Origin of the sequence: Magnetovibrio sp. PR-2 (assembly GCF_036689815.1) — a bacterium.
Classification (GTDB): Bacteria; Pseudomonadota; Alphaproteobacteria; order Rhodospirillales; family Magnetovibrionaceae; genus Magnetovibrio.
On record NZ_JBAHUR010000002.1, the window covers coordinates 293,895 to 311,253 of the forward strand.

At 54.5% G+C, this 17,359-nt stretch carries 16 protein-coding genes; 8 read left to right on the forward strand and 8 right to left on the reverse strand.

What is annotated here, in order from left to right; translation table 11 throughout:
* Positions 1-576: an outer membrane lipid asymmetry maintenance protein MlaD gene (gene mlaD, locus V5T82_RS03895; RefSeq protein WP_332894287.1), complete on the reverse strand. Its 576-nt coding sequence runs from the start codon at positions 574-576 to the stop codon at positions 1-3.
* Positions 577-609: 33 nt separating this feature from the next.
* On the reverse strand, positions 610-975 hold the full coding sequence (locus V5T82_RS03900; protein ID WP_332894288.1) for an NADH:ubiquinone oxidoreductase subunit NDUFA12: 366 nt from the start codon (positions 973-975) through the stop codon (positions 610-612).
* 192 nt (positions 976-1,167) lie between these two features.
* On the opposite strand from V5T82_RS03900, the gene V5T82_RS03905 reads away from it, so the two are divergent.
* The 3 genes from V5T82_RS03905 to V5T82_RS03915 all read left to right on the forward strand — a co-directional run bounded on the left by V5T82_RS03905 (position 1,168) and on the right by V5T82_RS03915 (position 9,609).
* The gene (locus V5T82_RS03905) at positions 1,168-4,401 is read left to right on the forward strand and encodes an Eco57I restriction-modification methylase domain-containing protein (RefSeq protein WP_332894289.1); all 3,234 of its coding nucleotides are present in this window, start codon (positions 1,168-1,170) and stop codon (positions 4,399-4,401) included.
* 508 nt (positions 4,402-4,909) lie between these two features.
* Positions 4,910-8,632 (forward strand): vitamin B12-dependent ribonucleotide reductase, encoded by a 3,723-nt coding sequence (locus tag V5T82_RS03910; protein WP_332894290.1) that lies wholly within the window; start codon positions 4,910-4,912, stop codon positions 8,630-8,632.
* Between the two features lie 341 nt (positions 8,633-8,973).
* Positions 8,974-9,609 (forward strand): SEL1-like repeat protein, encoded by a 636-nt coding sequence (locus tag V5T82_RS03915; RefSeq protein ID WP_332894291.1) that lies wholly within the window; start codon positions 8,974-8,976, stop codon positions 9,607-9,609.
* A gap of 3 nt (positions 9,610-9,612) precedes the next feature.
* Here V5T82_RS03915 and V5T82_RS03920 read toward each other — a convergent pair whose 3' ends face one another.
* A complete protein-coding gene (locus V5T82_RS03920; RefSeq protein WP_332894292.1) occupies positions 9,613-9,894 on the reverse strand; it encodes a hypothetical protein in 282 nt (93 codons plus the stop codon).
* A gap of 98 nt (positions 9,895-9,992) precedes the next feature.
* On the opposite strand from V5T82_RS03920, the gene V5T82_RS03925 reads away from it, so the two are divergent.
* Both V5T82_RS03925 and V5T82_RS03930 read left to right on the forward strand, forming a co-directional pair.
* Positions 9,993-10,247: a CDGSH iron-sulfur domain-containing protein gene (locus V5T82_RS03925; RefSeq protein ID WP_332894293.1), complete on the forward strand. Its 255-nt coding sequence runs from the start codon at positions 9,993-9,995 to the stop codon at positions 10,245-10,247.
* A gap of 57 nt (positions 10,248-10,304) precedes the next feature.
* Positions 10,305-10,799 (forward strand): RT0821/Lpp0805 family surface protein, encoded by a 495-nt coding sequence (locus V5T82_RS03930; protein ID WP_332894294.1) that lies wholly within the window; start codon positions 10,305-10,307, stop codon positions 10,797-10,799.
* 3 nt (positions 10,800-10,802) lie between these two features.
* On the opposite strand, the gene ppnP is transcribed toward V5T82_RS03930, so the two are convergent.
* A complete protein-coding gene (ppnP, locus tag V5T82_RS03935; RefSeq protein ID WP_332894295.1) occupies positions 10,803-11,084 on the reverse strand; it encodes a pyrimidine/purine nucleoside phosphorylase in 282 nt (93 codons plus the stop codon).
* Between the two features lie 133 nt (positions 11,085-11,217).
* Between ppnP and V5T82_RS03940 the strand changes: the two genes are divergently transcribed.
* Entirely contained in the window at positions 11,218-11,682 is a 465-nt protein-coding gene (locus V5T82_RS03940; protein WP_332894296.1) for a RidA family protein, read from the forward strand.
* Between the two features lie 19 nt (positions 11,683-11,701).
* Here the strand turns inward: V5T82_RS03940 and V5T82_RS03945 are convergent, their stop codons facing one another.
* Together V5T82_RS03945 and V5T82_RS03950 are read right to left on the reverse strand one after the other, a co-directional pair.
* Positions 11,702-12,025, reverse strand: coding sequence for a hypothetical protein (locus V5T82_RS03945; protein WP_332894297.1), 324 nt, complete (start codon positions 12,023-12,025; stop codon positions 11,702-11,704).
* Positions 12,026-12,044: 19 nt separating this feature from the next.
* Positions 12,045-12,935 carry a hypothetical protein gene (locus tag V5T82_RS03950; protein ID WP_332894298.1) on the reverse strand — a complete coding sequence of 297 codons (891 nt, stop codon included), beginning with the start codon at positions 12,933-12,935 and terminating at the stop codon, positions 12,045-12,047.
* 216 nt (positions 12,936-13,151) lie between these two features.
* On the opposite strand from V5T82_RS03950, the gene V5T82_RS03955 reads away from it, so the two are divergent.
* Together V5T82_RS03955 and V5T82_RS03960 are read left to right on the forward strand one after the other, a co-directional pair.
* Entirely contained in the window at positions 13,152-14,315 is a 1,164-nt protein-coding gene (locus V5T82_RS03955) for a GNAT family N-acetyltransferase (RefSeq protein WP_332894299.1), read from the forward strand.
* Positions 14,316-14,323: 8 nt separating this feature from the next.
* Complete coding sequence (locus V5T82_RS03960; RefSeq protein ID WP_332894300.1) at positions 14,324-14,632, forward strand: hypothetical protein; 309 nt, start codon at positions 14,324-14,326, stop codon at positions 14,630-14,632.
* Between the two features lie 12 nt (positions 14,633-14,644).
* On the opposite strand, the gene V5T82_RS03965 is transcribed toward V5T82_RS03960, so the two are convergent.
* On the reverse strand, positions 14,645-14,818 hold the full coding sequence (locus V5T82_RS03965) for a hypothetical protein (protein WP_332894301.1): 174 nt from the start codon (positions 14,816-14,818) through the stop codon (positions 14,645-14,647).
* 136 nt (positions 14,819-14,954) lie between these two features.
* Positions 14,955-17,306 carry an ATP-dependent Clp protease ATP-binding subunit ClpA gene (clpA, locus tag V5T82_RS03970; RefSeq protein ID WP_332894302.1) on the reverse strand — a complete coding sequence of 784 codons (2,352 nt, stop codon included), beginning with the start codon at positions 17,304-17,306 and terminating at the stop codon, positions 14,955-14,957.
* Between the last annotated feature and the right edge of the window lie 53 nt (positions 17,307-17,359).

The following is a 17,359-nucleotide window of genomic DNA, read 5'->3' on the forward strand; positions in this document are numbered from 1 at the left end:
CTACTCCAACTTCAAATCCGGCAGCGGAAGGAGGTCTTGCTCAACCGCTTCGTCTGTTTCTTGGTTCTGCATTTCGTCGGGCTCTTCAGCCGCCTCTTCAGCCGCCTCTGCCGCCGCCGCTTGGCGTGCGTGACCTTGGGCGATGATCAGGTCCAGCAATTCCCCCACCACCACGGCGCTTTGGGTGTAATCGATGCTGTCGCCTGGTTTCAAAAACTCTTCTTCAACACCCGGTTCCAGCACCACGAATTTTGAACCGAACAGCCCGTCGGTATGAATAGCGGCCGCACTGTCGACGGGAAAGTCGATGCCCTTGTCCAAATTCAGCGTGACCACGGCGCGAAAGTACTGATCCAGCTCTTGCTTGCCGACGCTGCCCACGCGAATCCCGCCCAGGCGCACTTCGTCGCCTTCAGACAAGCCGTCCACCCGGTTGAAGACCGCAGTCACGGGCAGAGAATTCACGCTGAGCTCTTCGGATTTTTGCTTGCCGGCATACGAATACGCGAACAAGCCCGCCAGCACCGCAAATACGGCGCCGCCAACCCAGATGTCGCGTGTTTCATTGGCTTGCATGTCTCAGCTTTCCCCCAGAACAGCCAAAGTACGTTAAGCGCCCGGCGTCCAGGCTTCATAGTCGCCCGTGGCTTTGGCACGTTGGCCGCCGCGCTCGTCGCTGCCTTGCGGATGATACGCGTTGAGCGTGCCCGTCAGGTTGGGCAAGTGTTCCATCTGCCAGTCTTCGGGCTGTGCAGCCGCTTCGGACAAAGGCGCGTCCACGGTGTGGTGGATCCAGGCGTGCCACTCGGGCGGAATTTTGGAGGCTTCTTTTTTGCCCTTAAAAATCACCCACCGGCGCTCGCGCCCATTGAGTTCTTTTTTGCAGACATAATACTTGTTGCCAAATTCGTCGGAGCCCACCTGCTTGCCGTGAAGCATGGTGTAAATATGCGTACCGATTGCGCCGATATCCATGGACTGTGGTTTCCTTAAAGACTGGATCGTGATTTCTGGTGCCGAAGAGGCTCCCCTCAACAGCGGCCCCATTTATCGCATGAGACTTGCGTGGCGTCTAGAGTTACTGCCTAATGACAATCTATAAGAGTTTAAATTATCTTTGACTCTTTATAATTGTGCATTCTACCTTCCTTTTGAGGGTAGATGATCATGACATTATTCAACTCAAAAGTGCTGGAGCGGTTCACCAAGAACCCCGCCCCGATCCCGGAAAAGCATGCCCAAATCTTAGAAGATTGGGCAACGGCTATTCGTACCAATACCATTGAAAACCTTAAAGAAACGGCACTCTACAGCGATTTTACCCAGCGTCTTGTGGTCGATATCTTGGGCTACACGCCCCCGACGGCAGCCAAAGACGGGAGTTGGACCGTAGATCATCAGCACACCATCGGCAAAGGGGCCGTGGATATTGCTCTGGGTATCTTTTCAAATACCGATGACACCGTTTTAGCCCCGGTTGAGCTGAAAAGCGCAAAAATAAAAGACTTAGACGCCATTATGGCGGGGCGGAACAAATCTCCGGTGCAACAGGCCTGGGAATACGCCAATGCTGCGTCCGGGGCCAGATGGGTTTTGGTTTCAAACTATCTTGAGCTGCGTCTGTATTCCTACAACGAAGGCACCCTGAAGTTTGAGACGTTCGACTTTCTCAAACTGACCGACCCGGCAGAGTACGCACGGTTTTATGCACATCTGGCGGCGGAAAACTTGCTCGACGGCAAAACCGAAGCCCTGTTGCAAGACAGCAAGCGCGAAGACAAAAAGATCACCGACGCGCTCTATCGTGAATACAAAGAAATTCGCAACGATCTGATCGACGACATCAATGCGCACCCCTGTATGGATGCCCTAGAGGCCATCGGGCATGCGCAGACGATTCTTGACCGCGTCTTGTTTATCGCTTTTGCCGAAGACACCGGATTGTTGCCGGAAAAAACGCTTAAACGGGCCTACAACTTCATTAATCCATACGCCCCCATCCCCGCCCCTGTTTGGAACACATTCAAGGCCCTGTTTCGCTCCATAGACAAAGGCAATCCGGCACTTGGCATTCACCGTTACAACGGCGGATTGTTCCAACACAATCCTGACATCGAAAAACTGGAACTGTCGGACGCGGTTTGTGAAGGCTTCAAAAAGTTGGGGGATTACGACTTTGCGTCTGAAATCAGCGTCACGATTTTGGGCCACATCTTCGAACAATCCATTTCCGATTTGGAGCGTTTGCAAGCCCAAGTCCGTGGCGAAGAGGTGGAGCCTGAAAAAACTTCCGGCACAACGGGGCAGCGCAAAAAGCACGGCGTGGTCTATACACCTGACTACATCACACGTTTTATTGTCGAACGCACCGTCGGCGCGCACTTAAGCGAGCTGTTTGCTGATGTCGTGTCGAAGTTCGCGACCAAGGCGAGCACTGTTGATGACTATGAAAACATCAAATGGAAAAGTCAAAAGGCCGAGCTCAACGCCTGGACGGCTTACCGGGATCGATTGGCGGCTTTGAAAATTGTGGATCCGGCCTGTGGGTCGGGGGCATTCTTGGTGGCGGCTTTTGATTACCTCAAAGCCGAATACAACCGCGTTAACACCAAAATCGCTGACCTGTCCCCAAAAAAGATGGCGAACTTTTTCGACCCCGACCGCGAAATCCTCACGCACAATCTGTACGGCGTAGACGTGAACGCGGAAAGTGTGGAGATCACAAAACTGTCCTTGTGGCTGAAAACGGCACGCCCCGGCAAAATCCTCGACAGCCTAGATCACAACATCCGCGTCGGCGACAGCCTCATCGAAGACGCCAACTACGCCTACTTAGAACATGCGTTTAACTGGAAAGACGCCTTCCCGGAAGTTTTTGAGGAAGGAGGATTCGACATCGTGCTGGGCAATCCGCCGTATGTGCGGATGGGCTTAATCACACACATGAAGCCATATCTTGAAACCCGCTTCGGGGTCTATCACGGCAACGCCGACCTGTTTTGCTACTTCTATGAACGTGGCGTGAGGTTACTCAAAGGTGGTGGGCGGTTAGGGTACATATCTAATGCAACTTTCTTTAAGACCAGCTCTGGCCTTCCATTGCGGAAATACTTGGCGGCACACTCAACCATAGAAACGATTGTTGATTTTGGTGATATCCAGATTTTTGAGGGTGTAGCAACACTACCTGCTGTGTTGATCTTGAAAAACCAGCCGCCCAAGCAAACAGACAAACTGTTCTTTTGGAATGTTGATCAACTTTCAGAAAACAACTTCAGCAAAGCATTCGAAATCGCCAAGACCCCCTTTTCTTTGCGACATCTGAGCGAGCAAGGTTGGGAGCTGGAAGATGAACGACTGACTGAGTTGCGGGACAAGATCAAATCAGCACACACAATAGTTTCTGAACACTATGGCTCACCTTATCGAGGCATTTTGACTGGCCGAAATACTGCTTTTGTCATCGATGAAAAGAAGAAAAACGAACTCGTCACAGCTGACCCCAAATCGGGTGAAATCATAAAACCGTTTCTAGAAGGAAAAGACATCAAAGGATGGCGTATGGAAAGTCGTTCGTTGTACGTCATATTTACCCGACGTGGTATCGACATTGAACAGTACCCAGCGCTGCTGAAGTATCTTGAACAATTTCGCGAAATACTAGAACCCAAGCCGAGGGGATGGCAGCCTTCTTATGCTGGTGAGAAGTGGAAAGGTCGTAAGTCTGGTTCATATAAATGGTACGAAATTCAAGACTCCGTCGATTATCACCAGCAATTCTCAGAACCCAAAATTATCTATGCACATTTTAATCGACGATACTTTGCGTACAGTGACAGTGAAGCCTATTGCAATGACAAAGGTTACATCATCCCCAATGCTGGGCGCGACTTATTGGCCTTTTTGATGTCTAATTGCCTATGGTTCATTCTCAAAAACCAAGCCCCGCAAGTTATTGGTGGCTCAAGAGAAGTCAGAACCTACTTCATAGACCAACTCCCCATCCCCGCCGCAACCAACACCCAAAAAGCCGAACTCGGCACACTGGCTGAACAATGCCAGGCCGCAGCCGAGGAGCGTTATGCTGTTCAATCCGCAGTCCGCAATCGCATTCCTGATCTCTGCCCCATTGACCGGGAGCCGAAGCTTAACACCAAGCTGAAGGATTGGTGGCTCCTGGACGACTTCGCCGCGTTTCAAAAACAAATCAAAACCGCCTTCAAAACCGAAATCCCACTCAAAGACCGAAATGACTGGGATGCTTGGCTGGGCGAACAAAAAGCCGAGGTTCTGCGCCTGGACGGCGAAATCGCACGCCTGGAAAACGAGATCAATGCCCGCGTGTATGACCTGTTCGGTCTGACCGATGACGAGAGCGCTCTGCTGGAAGCCAATATCTAGCTAATCCCCTCCCCCCAAAACCCCGATTCCCGCCGCCTCATTTCACCCCCGAAACAGATGTATCGGGTGCTCAATTTTAAGCCATTTGGGCGTCATAAACGCGTAATGCCCCGTGTTTTGGGGATTCCCGGTTGTGCAATAGTTAAATTGAGTGAAACCCATAGGAAACCATGGATGAACCGCTCAAATTTTGCCCCTTAAGCACTTGATTCCACTCAGATTCACCCCACCCCAAACACCACATCTAGGGCCTAAAAATAATTTATGCACAATTTTTTGTGCCCGAATTGAAGATGATTCATTGTCCGTTAACGCAAGCTGAGCTACATATAGTGCCGCACCGCTCCTCACAGCACACATGGTGGTACTTATTCACCATATATACGCTGAAACCGCACCGATAAGCGGCGGAAATGGGGCGTTTTGGGGGTACGAGGGGGTTACCTGTCTCCCCCGTCCGTTCGTTAGAGATAGAAGCAACCACAAGTTATTGGGGATCTGGGGTCCTATGCGTATACAGCGTCACTTCACCAAACAAGGCCAATCGCCTTACGACAATATTGAATTCCGTTCCGCCTCGAGCGAAATCCGCAACCCGGATGGCTCGGTGGTGTTCCAGTTGGACGACATGGAGGTTCCCGCCTCTTGGTCCCAAGTGGCGTGCGATGTCATCGCGCAAAAGTATTTCCGCAAAGCCGGCGTTCCGGCTGCGTTGAAGCCCGTTCAAGAAGACGACGTGCCCGCGTTTTTGTGGCGCTCCGAAATCGATAAGGCGGCTTTGAAAAAGCTGGACGCGGACGAGCGTTCCGGGTCTGAAGTTTCCGCCAAGCAAGTGTTCGACCGTTTGGCCGGCACCTGGGCCTATTGGGGTTGGAAAGGCGGCTACTTTGACGCTGAAGAAGACGCTCAAGCCTACTTTGACGAAATGCGCTATATGTTGTGCAAGCAAATGGCGGCACCGAACTCGCCCCAGTGGTTCAACACCGGTCTGCATTGGGCCTATGGCATTGACGGCCCGGCTCAAGGCCACCAATACGTGGACTTTAAAACCGGCAAGCTGGTCAAATCCAAATCCGCTTACGAACACCCCCAACCCCACGCATGCTTCATTCAGTCCATCGGCGACGACTTGGTCGGCGAAGGCGGCATCATGGATTTGTGGGTGCGTGAAGCGCGTCTGTTTAAATACGGCTCCGGCACGGGCACGAACTTCTCCAACCTGCGTGCCGAAGACGAGCCCCTGTCCGGCGGCGGCAAGTCTTCCGGCCTGATGAGCTTCTTGAAAATCGGCGACCGCGCTGCGGGTGCCATCAAATCCGGCGGCACCACGCGCCGTGCGGCGAAAATGGTTGTGGTCGACGTGGACCACCCTGACATTGAAAACTTCGTCAGCTGGAAAGTCACCGAAGAACAAAAAGTCGCGGCCCTGGTCACCGGTTCCAAAACCGTGTCCAAACACATGAACGCCGTTATGGCGGCGTGCCACGGCGGTGCCGATGGTGACGACGACGCCCGTTTTAATCCGAAAGAAAACGCCGCGCTGAAAAAAGCCATCTTGGCTGCGCGCCGCGCCTTCATTCCGGAAAACTACGTTCAACGTGTGATCCAGTTTGCCAAGCAAGGCTACACCGAAGTTGAGTTCCCGGAATTCAACACCGATTGGGACTCTGAGGCCTACATGACTGTTGCTGGACAGAACTCCAACAACACCGTGCGCATCACCAACGATTTTCTGGAGCGCGTGCTGCAAGACGGTGAGTGGGAACTGATCCGCCGCACCGACGGCACCGTGCACAAGCGCATCAAAGCACGCGATTTGTGGGACGACATTGGCAACGCTGCCTGGGCATGCGCCGATCCGGGTCTGCAATTCGACACCACCATTAACGAATGGCACACGTGTCCCGAAAGTGGCCGCATCAACGCGTCCAACCCGTGTTCGGAATACATGTTCCTGGACGACACGGCGTGCAACTTGGCGTCATTGAACCTGCACACGTTCCAAAAAGCAGATTCAACCCTGGACGTCCCGGCCTTTGAACATGCCGTGCGTTTGTGGACCGTGACCTTGGAAATTTCCGTGCTGATGGCGCAATTCCCGTCCGCTGAAATCGCCAAGCTGTCTTACGAATACCGCACGCTGGGCCTGGGCTTTGCCAACATCGGCGGCTTCTTGATGGCCGGTGGTCATTCTTACGACAGTGACGAAGGGCGCGCCATTTGTGGGGCTATCTCTGCACTTATGACCGGTGTGTCTTACGCCACGTCTGCCGAAATGGCGGGCGAGCTGGGTGCGTTCCCGGGGCATGACAAAAACGCCGACGCCATGTTGCAAGTTATCCGCAACCACCGCCGCGCGGCACATTCCGAAGCCACCGGCTACGAAGGCCTTTCGGTCCTGCCCGTTCCGTTGGACGCAGACAGCAGCCCCGACGGCGCCGTTGTTGTGGCCGCCCGCGAATCCTGGGACTTGGCGTTGGAGCTTGGCCAGCAACACGGTTATCGCAACGCCCAAACCACCGTGATCGCCCCGACCGGCACCATCGGCTTGGTCATGGATTGCGACACCACGGGGATCGAGCCGGACTTCGCGCTTGTGAAGTTCAAAAAGCTCGCAGGCGGCGGTTACTTCAAAATCATCAACCGCATGGTGCCGCGCGCGTTGGAGCACATGGGCTATAACGAAGCCGAAATCGAAGCGATTGAACGCTACGCCCTGGGCCACGGTTCGTTGAAAAACTTCGACGGCTCCATCAGCCATGCCGTCTTGGCGGAAAAAGGCTTCAACACCGAAGTCCTCACCGCCTTGGAAGGTGCATTGAAAGACGCGTTCGACATCAAGTTCGCGTTCAACAAATGGACCTTGGGCGAAGAGTTCTGCACCAACACGCTGGGCATCGAAGCTTCGGTCTTAGACGACATGTCGTTCGATATGCTGGCACACTTGGGCTTTTCCAAAGCCGACGTCGAAGCCGCCAACACCTATGTATGTGGCGCTATGACCTTGGAAGGTGCCCCGCACTTGGCCGACGAACACCTAAGCGTGTTCGATTGCGCCAACCCGTGTGGCCGCATCGGCAAGCGCGCACTCAGCGTCGAAAGCCACATCCGCATGATGGCGGCAAGCCAGCCGTTCATCACAGGTGCCATTTCCAAAACCATCAACATGCCCAACGAAGCCACGGCAGAAGATTGCAAAGAAGCCTACATGCTGTCTTGGCAACTGGGTCTGAAAGCCAACGCGCTCTATCGCGACGGCTCCAAACTCAGCCAACCGCTGCAAGCCTCTTTGATCGACGACGATTTGGACGACGATGAAGAAAGCCTGTCCGAAGCTTACAACGACAACGCTGCCGCAGCGGCGCGTGCCGAGATCATCACCGAGCGTGTGATCGAACGCATGATTGAGCGCGAAAAATTGCCCGATCGCCGCAAAGGCTACACCCAAAAAGCCATCGTTGGCGGACACAAAGTCTACCTGCGCACGGGTGAATACGACGACGGGCGCATCGGTGAGGTCTTCATCGATATGCACAAAGAAGGTGCGGCGTTCCGCTCTTTGATGAACAACTTCGCCATCGCGATTTCCATCGGCCTGCAATACGGCGTTCCGCTGGAAGAGTTCGTCGAAGCGTTCACGTTCACGCGCTTTGAGCCGTCGGGCTTGGTCGAAGGCAACGACACCATCAAGATGGCCACGTCTATTTTGGACTACATCTTCCGCGAACTGGCCGTGTCTTACTTGTCGCGCAGCGATTTGGCCCACGCCAAGCCTGCGGACCTGATGCCCGACGCCATGGGTGAAGGCCATGACGAAAGCGACATGGACACCATGGAAGAAGCCATCACGGCGGTTGAAAAACTGACCAGCCAAGGCTTCGTGCGCTCGCAAAAGCTCACCGTTATCAAAGGCGGCGCGTCTGAGAAAAAAGTCGAGCCGGCTCCGGCGGTTGCCCAAGAAACCCAAGCCGTCGCTGCCGCTGGTGGTTCGGCTGGCGGTGTTCCGCAATCGCTTTCGGGCGGTGCCATGGAAACCAACACGGGTGGCGGCACCATGAACGTGGAAAGCACGTTGGTGGAAACGGTCGACATCCATATGGAACGTGTGCGTGAAGCGCGTATGCGCGGCTACGAAGGGGACAGCTGTCCCGAATGCGGTAACTTCACGCTGGTGCGCAACGGCACCTGCCTGAAGTGCGATACCTGCGGTGGAACGACGGGCTGTTCTTAAGAGAACGCGTCGTCCCACCTTCGGGTTTTCCTGTGGGGTATGCCCCACACCCCGGCGGTGGAACGACGGGCTGTTCTTAACCGAACAGGCTGTTCCAAGCGGCTCCCCGCTTGCCGACCACCACGCTGAAACGAATGCTTTCAGCCCGGCAAGAAGACAACTTCGGGGAAGCGCGTTTGGGATAAAGCCCCTGTCATCCGGGCCCCTCTGGGGGAATATACCAAAGGTTTCGGCCCGGCCACCCAGGACCAAATACAAAAGGACGCAGAAAAATCTGCGTCCTTTTTGTTTGGTTCTCCCCCTTTGTGTTATGATTTAACCAAAGAGAACGAGGAGCTTTCATGACACGTTTCGCCATTGTTTTGGGCCTGTGCGCCATAATCCTCACCCTGCCCGCCCCTGCCCACGCAGACCCAGGCTCTGACGCTTACAACCGGGGCGACTATGGCAAGGCCATAGAAGCGTGGCGCAAAGAGGCCTATTCCAATCCTCAATTCGCTTACAATCTGGGCTATATGTATGAAACCGGCCAGGGCACCACACCGGATCCGCAAGAAGCGTTTAAGTGGTACGAAGAAGCCGCCCGCGATGCGCGCGGCGATGGCTACAAAGAACTCAAACGCGATGCTGTGCATGCGTTGGTGCGCATCGTCATCACGACGAAAAACCCAAAACGCATTGCCACGGCTTCGAAGTACATCAGCACTCATGCGATGAAAACCGGCAACCCGTTAAGCCTGCGCTATCGTGGCTTATTAATGGAATTTCAGGCCGACGATTCCATTGCGCGCAAAATCCGCAATGCCCAAAACCCCATGGAAGCGGCCTATGGCTACCTGCGCGTCGCTGCCGAGCGCGGCTCAACCGCAGCCAAAGCAGAAGCGTCCCGGGTGTTCAAAAAGGTCAAAGATAAACAAGCCGCCAAGCGCGCCGTGAAACGCACCCGCAAAGAATTGAAACGCAATGGCGTGAAGTAACGGCTATATCCGGTCGCTGTCCGGTCCGCTTTCTCTGTCGCCGTCCTGATCTTCGGGGTGAACGCGGCGGATTAAGATGTCACCATTTTCTAAAATGACCGGCGCTTCGTATTGGGGAATGGATTTCATAAACAGTTTCAGCGCCATCATCACCGAGCGCATGGAGTCTTCAATCATCTCACGCGGGTCTTGTTTGGGCTCATGCCCATCTGCCAGGGCTGATCCCATGGGCGCGCTCAAAGCCGCCACGACAAATACGACGCTCAACAAACGGGTTTTCGACATACGCTTTGATCCTCCTCAGATGTTTGGCAAGTTTAGCATGCTTGGCGCTTTATTTCTTGCCCTAGCCTCTCCATATAAAAGCAAAAGGAGGCCTGATTATGACGAAACCACACGTAGCGGCTTGTCAGCCCACAGAAGTCGAACTGGTTGAAGGCAAAAAATACGCCTGGTGTGCTTGCGGATATTCCGAAAAACAGCCGTTTTGCGACGGTGCGCACAAAAAATGCGAACTGCGCCCACTGGTATTTACCGCCAAAAAGACGGAGAAAGCTTGGCTCTGCCAGTGCAAATACTCCAAAAACCCACCCTATTGCGATGGTTCGCACACGGACATTTTGTCCGATGTCACTTAATTCAGTTTGTATTCAGGTGTAGAATAATAAGATGTTCAAAACAGTGGAGCACGACATATGACTGTATGGAAAAAAGCCGTCTCAGTGGCCCTGGTGGGATCGACCCTAATGTTGGGCGCTTGCGCCAACACGGGCGAACAACCGGGTCAGAAAGAAACCCTCGGCACCGTTGCCGGCGCGGTTTTGGGCGGCATTATCGGCTCGAAGCTTGGTGATGGCGAAGGCCGTCTGTGGGCCACAGGCGCAGGTGCTGCGCTCGGCGCTTGGCTGGGCAACAACATCGGCCGCTCACTGGACGAACAAGACAAGGCCATGTTGGGCAGCACGTCCCAAGCGGCCTTTGAACACACCCAAACCGGCACCACATCAAGCTGGAGAAACCCCGATTCCGGTAACAGCGGATCGGTGACCCCGACACGGACCTTCCAACAATCCAACGGCACCTATTGCCGCGATTTCGAACAGGTCGTGCGGGTTGACGGGCAAGACGAAACCGCCATGGGCACGGCTTGCCGCCAAACAGATGGAACGTGGGTGGTTATGAATGATTAATAATCATTCGTAGGTGCAGAAATACGCCGTGTCTTGCGCCACCTGCAGCTGGAAGCTTTCGTTCGCGTCCACTTCGAAAGAAGAGCCGGACGCGAACGTTTGCCAATCGCTTGCACCGGGCAATTTAACCGTCAGCGCACCCGACACCACGGTCATGACTTCTTTTTTGGACGTGGAAAATTCGTAATCCCCCGGCGCCATGACGCCCACGGTGGCGGGCAGGTCTTCGCCTGCAAACGCGATGGATTTGACTTTGCCGTCGAAATATTCGTTAACGTCGAACACGTGAGCTCTCCTTCAATGCAATTTGGTTGGCGCATGTAATCCAATCTGACGCCCGTGTGCAAGGAGAATTGAAAACTTGCCACCTTGGGCTTACTCTCTTTCCCAACAGATGTTCTCATTTAAGGAAATTTACATGTCCGCCATCGACGCCCGTCTGGCCGAACTGGGCCTGAGCCTACCCGAAGCCGCCGCCCCTGCCGCCAATTATGTGCCCTACGTGCAAACCGGAAACCTGGTGGTCGTGTCCGGCCAAATCACGCTGGAAAATGGCACACTCCAATACGTCGGACGCGTCGGCCAGGACTTCACCACCGAAGAAGCCTACGAAGCCGCAAAACTTTGCGGTCTCAACCTCATCGCGCAAGTCAAAGCCGCCTGCGGTGGCGACTTGGACCGCGTTAAACGGGTGGTACGTTTGGGCGGTTTTGTGAACTGCACGAATGAGTTCACCGACCAGCCCAAAGTCATCAATGGCGCGTCCGACTTGATGGCCGAGGTGTTCGGCGACAAAGGTAAGCATGCCCGCGCCGCCGTGGGCGTCAACACCCTGCCCTTGGGCGTCGCGGTGGAGGTCGAGGGCATGTTTGAAATCGACTAGCCCGGCTTAAGTCACCTCTTTACGTCAACGTCGTCAGAAACTGCACCAACTTGACCGCCCCCCCGACCAACTGTTGTGTGTTTGCGGCCGCGTTGATTTCGGCTTCGATCTCTTCCATTTTTTGGACATCCGCGTCGGAGGCTTGAATTCCCGGCGTAATAATCAAAGCGGTTCGGGCATCGCTGACTTTTGCATAAGCCTCGTTCACAGAAGGTTTGAGCGCATTCGCTGTGTCCCAATCTTCTGCCTGCACCGCCTTGCGGTATTCCATGTCCAGTGTGTACGCTGCGTCCTTGGCTTTGGCGTAAACGACTTCATCATTGTCCGTTGCAGAATCTGCCATGGTCAGTTCCCCTTATGAATTACTTGGATTGCAAGGATTGTAAGGCTTGAGTGAACAGAAGCTTCATCTCGTCATCGCCGTTGATCGTCGTCACGATGTCGTCGACCTTGCCCTGAAGCTTGGTGAAGTCGCGGCCCGTAAGCTGAGAAGCGATGTCAAACGAAATGCCGATACCTTCGACGATATCGTCAAGGGTAACCATGCCATAATCTTCCGTGAGCTCCTTGAGCTTCATCCCCATGATGGCGGCTTTGGTCGCCGCCTCGACAACTTGACGGTTTGCCTGCAGTTCGGCTTGCGCCAAATCATCCACGCTTTTCGCCAGAACCTTCATGCGGAATTGTTTTTCGCTTTTGGCCAAGGTCTTGTCATCGCGCACGGCATTGATTTGGGTCAACAAACCGACCCGTTCTCTCATAAATTCGACGGGGTATTTTTGCTGATTGTGCGCCAAAGCTGCCATGCTGGCCGCTAATTTCTTGATCAGCGGGGCGGCTTGTTCAACGGAGTCCGCCGCCAACACACTGCCTTTATCCAAAGAGCCGAACACCTTGGAAAACTGAATGTATTGCTGTTTCAGTTTGTCGTATTTCGCCTGACGGACCGGCTCACCGGGAGAGACTTGGGGCTTGTAAATGTTCACCCACGTTTCAAATTGTGACGGGGCGACATCACCCGAGCCCGAAAGCGCCTGGCTGACAAACTGGGAATTTTTTTGCTGATCGGTCAAAGCGATTTGCGTCACTTCGCGATGCGCATTCGCTTGGGCAAGATCAATAGCGCTGATCGATTGGGCGCTGAACTGGCTTGCGCCGAGTTGCAAGGTTTTGGCTTTTTCTGAACACCCCGTGATGACCAACGTCAGAGCACAAACCGCCAAAACGGCTAAGAAACCATTGTTTTCTTTCATCTCACTCCCTTTCGTACGACTGATGCATCGCCCCGATTTGTTCCCCACACGACCATCAGTAAAAACAATTCATCATTGGTTCAATCATATACACACGACTATAGGGAGTCCATTCCATGGATAGAGAAAAACACGTCAATGCAATTTATAAGTGTTGATTATAGGGCTCAGTTCTTTCCCCTTGCTTCACGCTCCCTTCGCTCACATATCTTTTCCATGCCCGACGGTTCCGAACAGTTTCAAATCTCACTCACCGAACACTTAGCCGAAATCCCTGCTCATGACTGGGATGCCTGCGCTGGCGCGGACAATCCGTTTTTGTGCCACGCGTTCTTGAGCGCGTTGGAAGACAGCGGCTCGGTCTCAGCCCAAGCGGGTTGGGCACCGCGACACGTCCTCATTCATGATGAGGCCGGGCAATTGGTGGCTTGTGCGCCGCTGTATCTGAAGGGCAATTCATCCGGCGAGTACGTGTTCGACTGGAATTGGGCCGAGGCCTATCAGCGCGCAGGGGGCGAGTATTACCCCAAGCTGCTGTGCGCCGTGCCGTTTACGCCCGTCACAGGGCCAAGATTGTTGGTGAGAAACGGCTTGAGCTCCGCAGTCTCCGCCGAGCTCAAACGCCAACTTATCGGGGCCATGGCCAGCGTCGCCAAAAGCGCCAACTTATCCAGTGTGCACCTCAACTTCCTCATGGAAGACGACCGGGCTGTCTGCGACGACATCGGCGTGTTGGCCCGCGTTGGCCTGCAATATCATTGGACCAACGACGGCTATGACAGCTACGACGACTTTTTAGGTGCGCTGTCGTCGCGCAAACGCAAGGCGTTGAAAAAAGAGCGCCGCGAGGCCCAAAAAGACGTTGAAATTGAACGCCTCAGCGGCTCCGACATCCAGCCGCACCACTGGGACGCCATGTATCGGTTCTATTTAGACACAGGCGCGCGCAAATGGGGCCAGCCTTACCTCAACCGCCCATTCTTTGACCTGTTAGGCAAGGGCATGGCAGACCGCATCGTGTTGGTGATGGCCAGCCAAGACGGCGAAATCGTCGCCGGGGCGTTGAACCTCGTCGGCTCTGAGGCGCTCTATGGCCGCTATTGGGGGTGTTCGAAGGACATTCGCTATCTGCATTTTGAGCTCTGCTACCACCAAGCCATCGACGAAGCCATTGCCCGCGGGCTAGACCGGGTAGAGGCCGGAGCCCAGGGCGAGCACAAGATTGCCCGGGGCTACCTGCCCACCCTCACCCACTCGGCTCATTTCATCCGCGACGCCAATTTCAGCGCCGCCATCAAAGATTTCTTAATCCATGAGCGTCAAGCTATAGAGCATGAATTCAAAATCTTGATGGAAGACAGCCCTTATAAAATGGGCTGAGGAAATGTATGAAAAACCTTTGGAAACTGGGCCTTGTGGGGCTGGCACTGAGTCTGTGGACCGCTGATGCAAGCGCCATCTCAATCAACAAGTGCGCCCAGATGCTCACGGACAAGGCCGGGCGCCAGACCATCTTCAACCGCTGCACCAAGTGCATCACCGTGTCGGTGGAACGCCGCCGTCCGGGCAATTCCAACTCCATCCCCAACATGCGCACCTACAACATCGGGGTGGGTTCAAAACAGCCCCTACCGTTTCGCGGCCCGGGCCTGACGCGCATCACCAACGAAACCGTGTGTCCGCAGGCTGTACGCTAGGCTCAGCCCCCCTTAATGTGGAACCGTGACGATGGCGCTTTGTTCCGTCAAAGCGGCCAATACGCCCGCCCAGCCGTTGCGGCGTGCTTCGCGTTTGGCCCCGTCGAGGCCCAAATGGCGGCTCAGTAATATGGCGAGTTGGTGGTTGGCGTTGAATTTCCGACCGTTGTAAACGTTCATGCTCATGTGAAGGCTCCCATCTCAGATCATCTGTCCCCCTCTCTACGTTGAACGCGAGGAAACGGATCTCTGTGACGCGGAAAATTGCCTTGCGCGCCACATTTCTGGGGATAACTCCCCTATGAGAGTATTCGGTGGGTGTTTACGACTTCACCACCGCAGGCACAGAGCCCTTGGCCGTTTTCGCCGGAAGACCGACCTTTTTGCCACCTGAGCGCTTTGTCTTCGGGGGTTTGGCCTTCGGTTCTGGGAAGTCGAAAACGATTTTGTTGTCTTCGACCTTCACCAAGACCTCACCACCGCTGGCAAGGCTGCCAAACAGCAGTTCTTCGGACAGCGGGCGCTTGATGTGCTCTTGGATAACACGGCCCAACGGGCGGGCACCAAAGTTGCGGTCATAACCTTTTTTGCCCAACCATTCACGTGCATCGTCGGTCAGTTCGATGGTGACGTTGCGTTCACCCAGTTGGACTTCCAGTTCCATAATGAACTTGTCGACCACGCGAGACATAACCTTCGGCGACAGGTTCGCGAACGGGATAATGGAATCCAAACGATTGCGAAACTCCGGCGTGAACATTTTTTCAATGGCTTCCGTGTCGTCGCCTTCGCGGGCTCCCCGCTCGAACCCGATGGCCGGCTTGGCCAATTCGGTCGCTCCGGCGTTGGTGGTCATAATCAACACCACGTTACGGAAATCGATGGATTTGCCGTTGTTGTCGGTGAGCTTGCCGTGGTCCATGACCTGCAACAATATGTTGAACAAGTCCGGGTGAGCTTTCTCAATCTCGTCCAGCAACAACACACAATGGGGTTGCTGATCGACGGCATCGGTGAGCAGGCCGCCCTGATCAAAGCCGACGTAGCCCGGCGGGGCACCGATGAGGCGTGAGACCGAGTGACGCTCCATGTATTCCGACATATCGAAACGCACCAATTCCACACCCATGGTCATGGCGAGCTGGCGTGCGACCTCGGTTTTGCCGACACCCGTGGGGCCGGAGAACAGGTAAGAGCCGATGGGCTTGTCCGGTTCGCGCAACCCCGCGCGGGCCAACTTGATGGAGCTGGACAACGCCGTGATGGCCTTGTCCTGGCCATAAACCATCGACTTAAGATCACGCTCTAAGTTCTTGAGAACTTTAACATCATCACTGGAAACGGATTTCGGTGGGATGCGCGCAATTTTGGCCACAATGGCTTCCACATCTTTGACGGAGACGTTCTTTTTGCGCTTGTTTTCGGGCACCAGCATGCGCGATGCACCGACTTCATCAATCACGTCGATGGCTTTGTCAGGCAGTTTGCGGTCATTGATGTAACGGTCTGCAAGCTCGACAGCAGCGCGCAGCGCCGGGTCGGTGTAGTGCACATTGTGGTGCTCTTCATAGTACGGCTTGAGCCCCTTCAAGATCTTCACCGTGTCATCCACAGAGGGCTCGTACACATCGATTTTTTGGAAACGGCGCACCAGTGCGCGGTCCTTTTCGAAGTGATTGCGATACTCCTTATAGGTTGTCGACCCGATGCAGCGCAGCGACCCGTTCGCCAGCGACGGCTTTAAGATATTGGACGCATCCATGCTACCACCCGACGTTGAGCCCGCACCGATAACGGTGTGAATTTCGTCGATGAACATGACGTTGTTCACGTCCTCTTCCAGCTCTGTAATCACGGCTTTCAGACGTTCTTCGAAGTCGCCACGATAGCGTGTTCCGGCCAGAAGCGCGCCCATATCCAGGGCCCAGATTTGCGCTTCAAGCAGAACTTCCGGCACGTCTTTTTCATGGATGCGACGGCCCAAACCTTCAGCAATAGCGGTTTTGCCGACGCCGGGGTCACCGACATATAGCGGGTTGTTTTTGGTGCGGCGGCACAGCACTTGGATGGTGCGTTCGACCTCTTCCGTGCGGCCAATCAGCGGATCGATTTTACCGTCGGCGGCTTTTCTGTTGAGGTTCACACAGTAGGTCTCCAACGCTTCGGAGCCCTTTTTCACCATGCCCTCTTCGTCCATGTCTTCTTCCGCGCCGGACACCAGGCGTTCTTCAGACTGACCGGGAGCTTTGGCGATGCCGTGAGAGATATAATTCACCGCGTCCAAGCGCGTCATGTCTTGTTCTTGCAGGAAATACACCGCGTGGGATTCCCGTTCCGAGAACAGTGCGACCAAAACATTGGCGCCCGTAACCTCTTCGCGGCCGGACGATTGCACATGAATGATGGCGCGCTGAATGACGCGTTGGAAACCTGAGGTCGGTTTCGGGTCTTCTAAGCCGTCCAAGGGCGGCAAGACCAGCTCATTTTCCAAGAAATCAGAGATATCGCCCTGGATTTTCTCCAAATCCACGTCGCAGGCCCGCAAAACAGAAACCGCGTCCGGATCGTCGGACAGCGACATCAGCAAGTGTTCCAAGGTTGCAAATTCGTGGCGGTATTCACCTGCAATATTCAGGGCACGGTGCAGAGTTTGTTCTAAATTTCTAGATAGCATTCGCTTATGTTCTCCGCTCTAAGACGCCTTTTCGGGGGCTATTAAAAAATGGC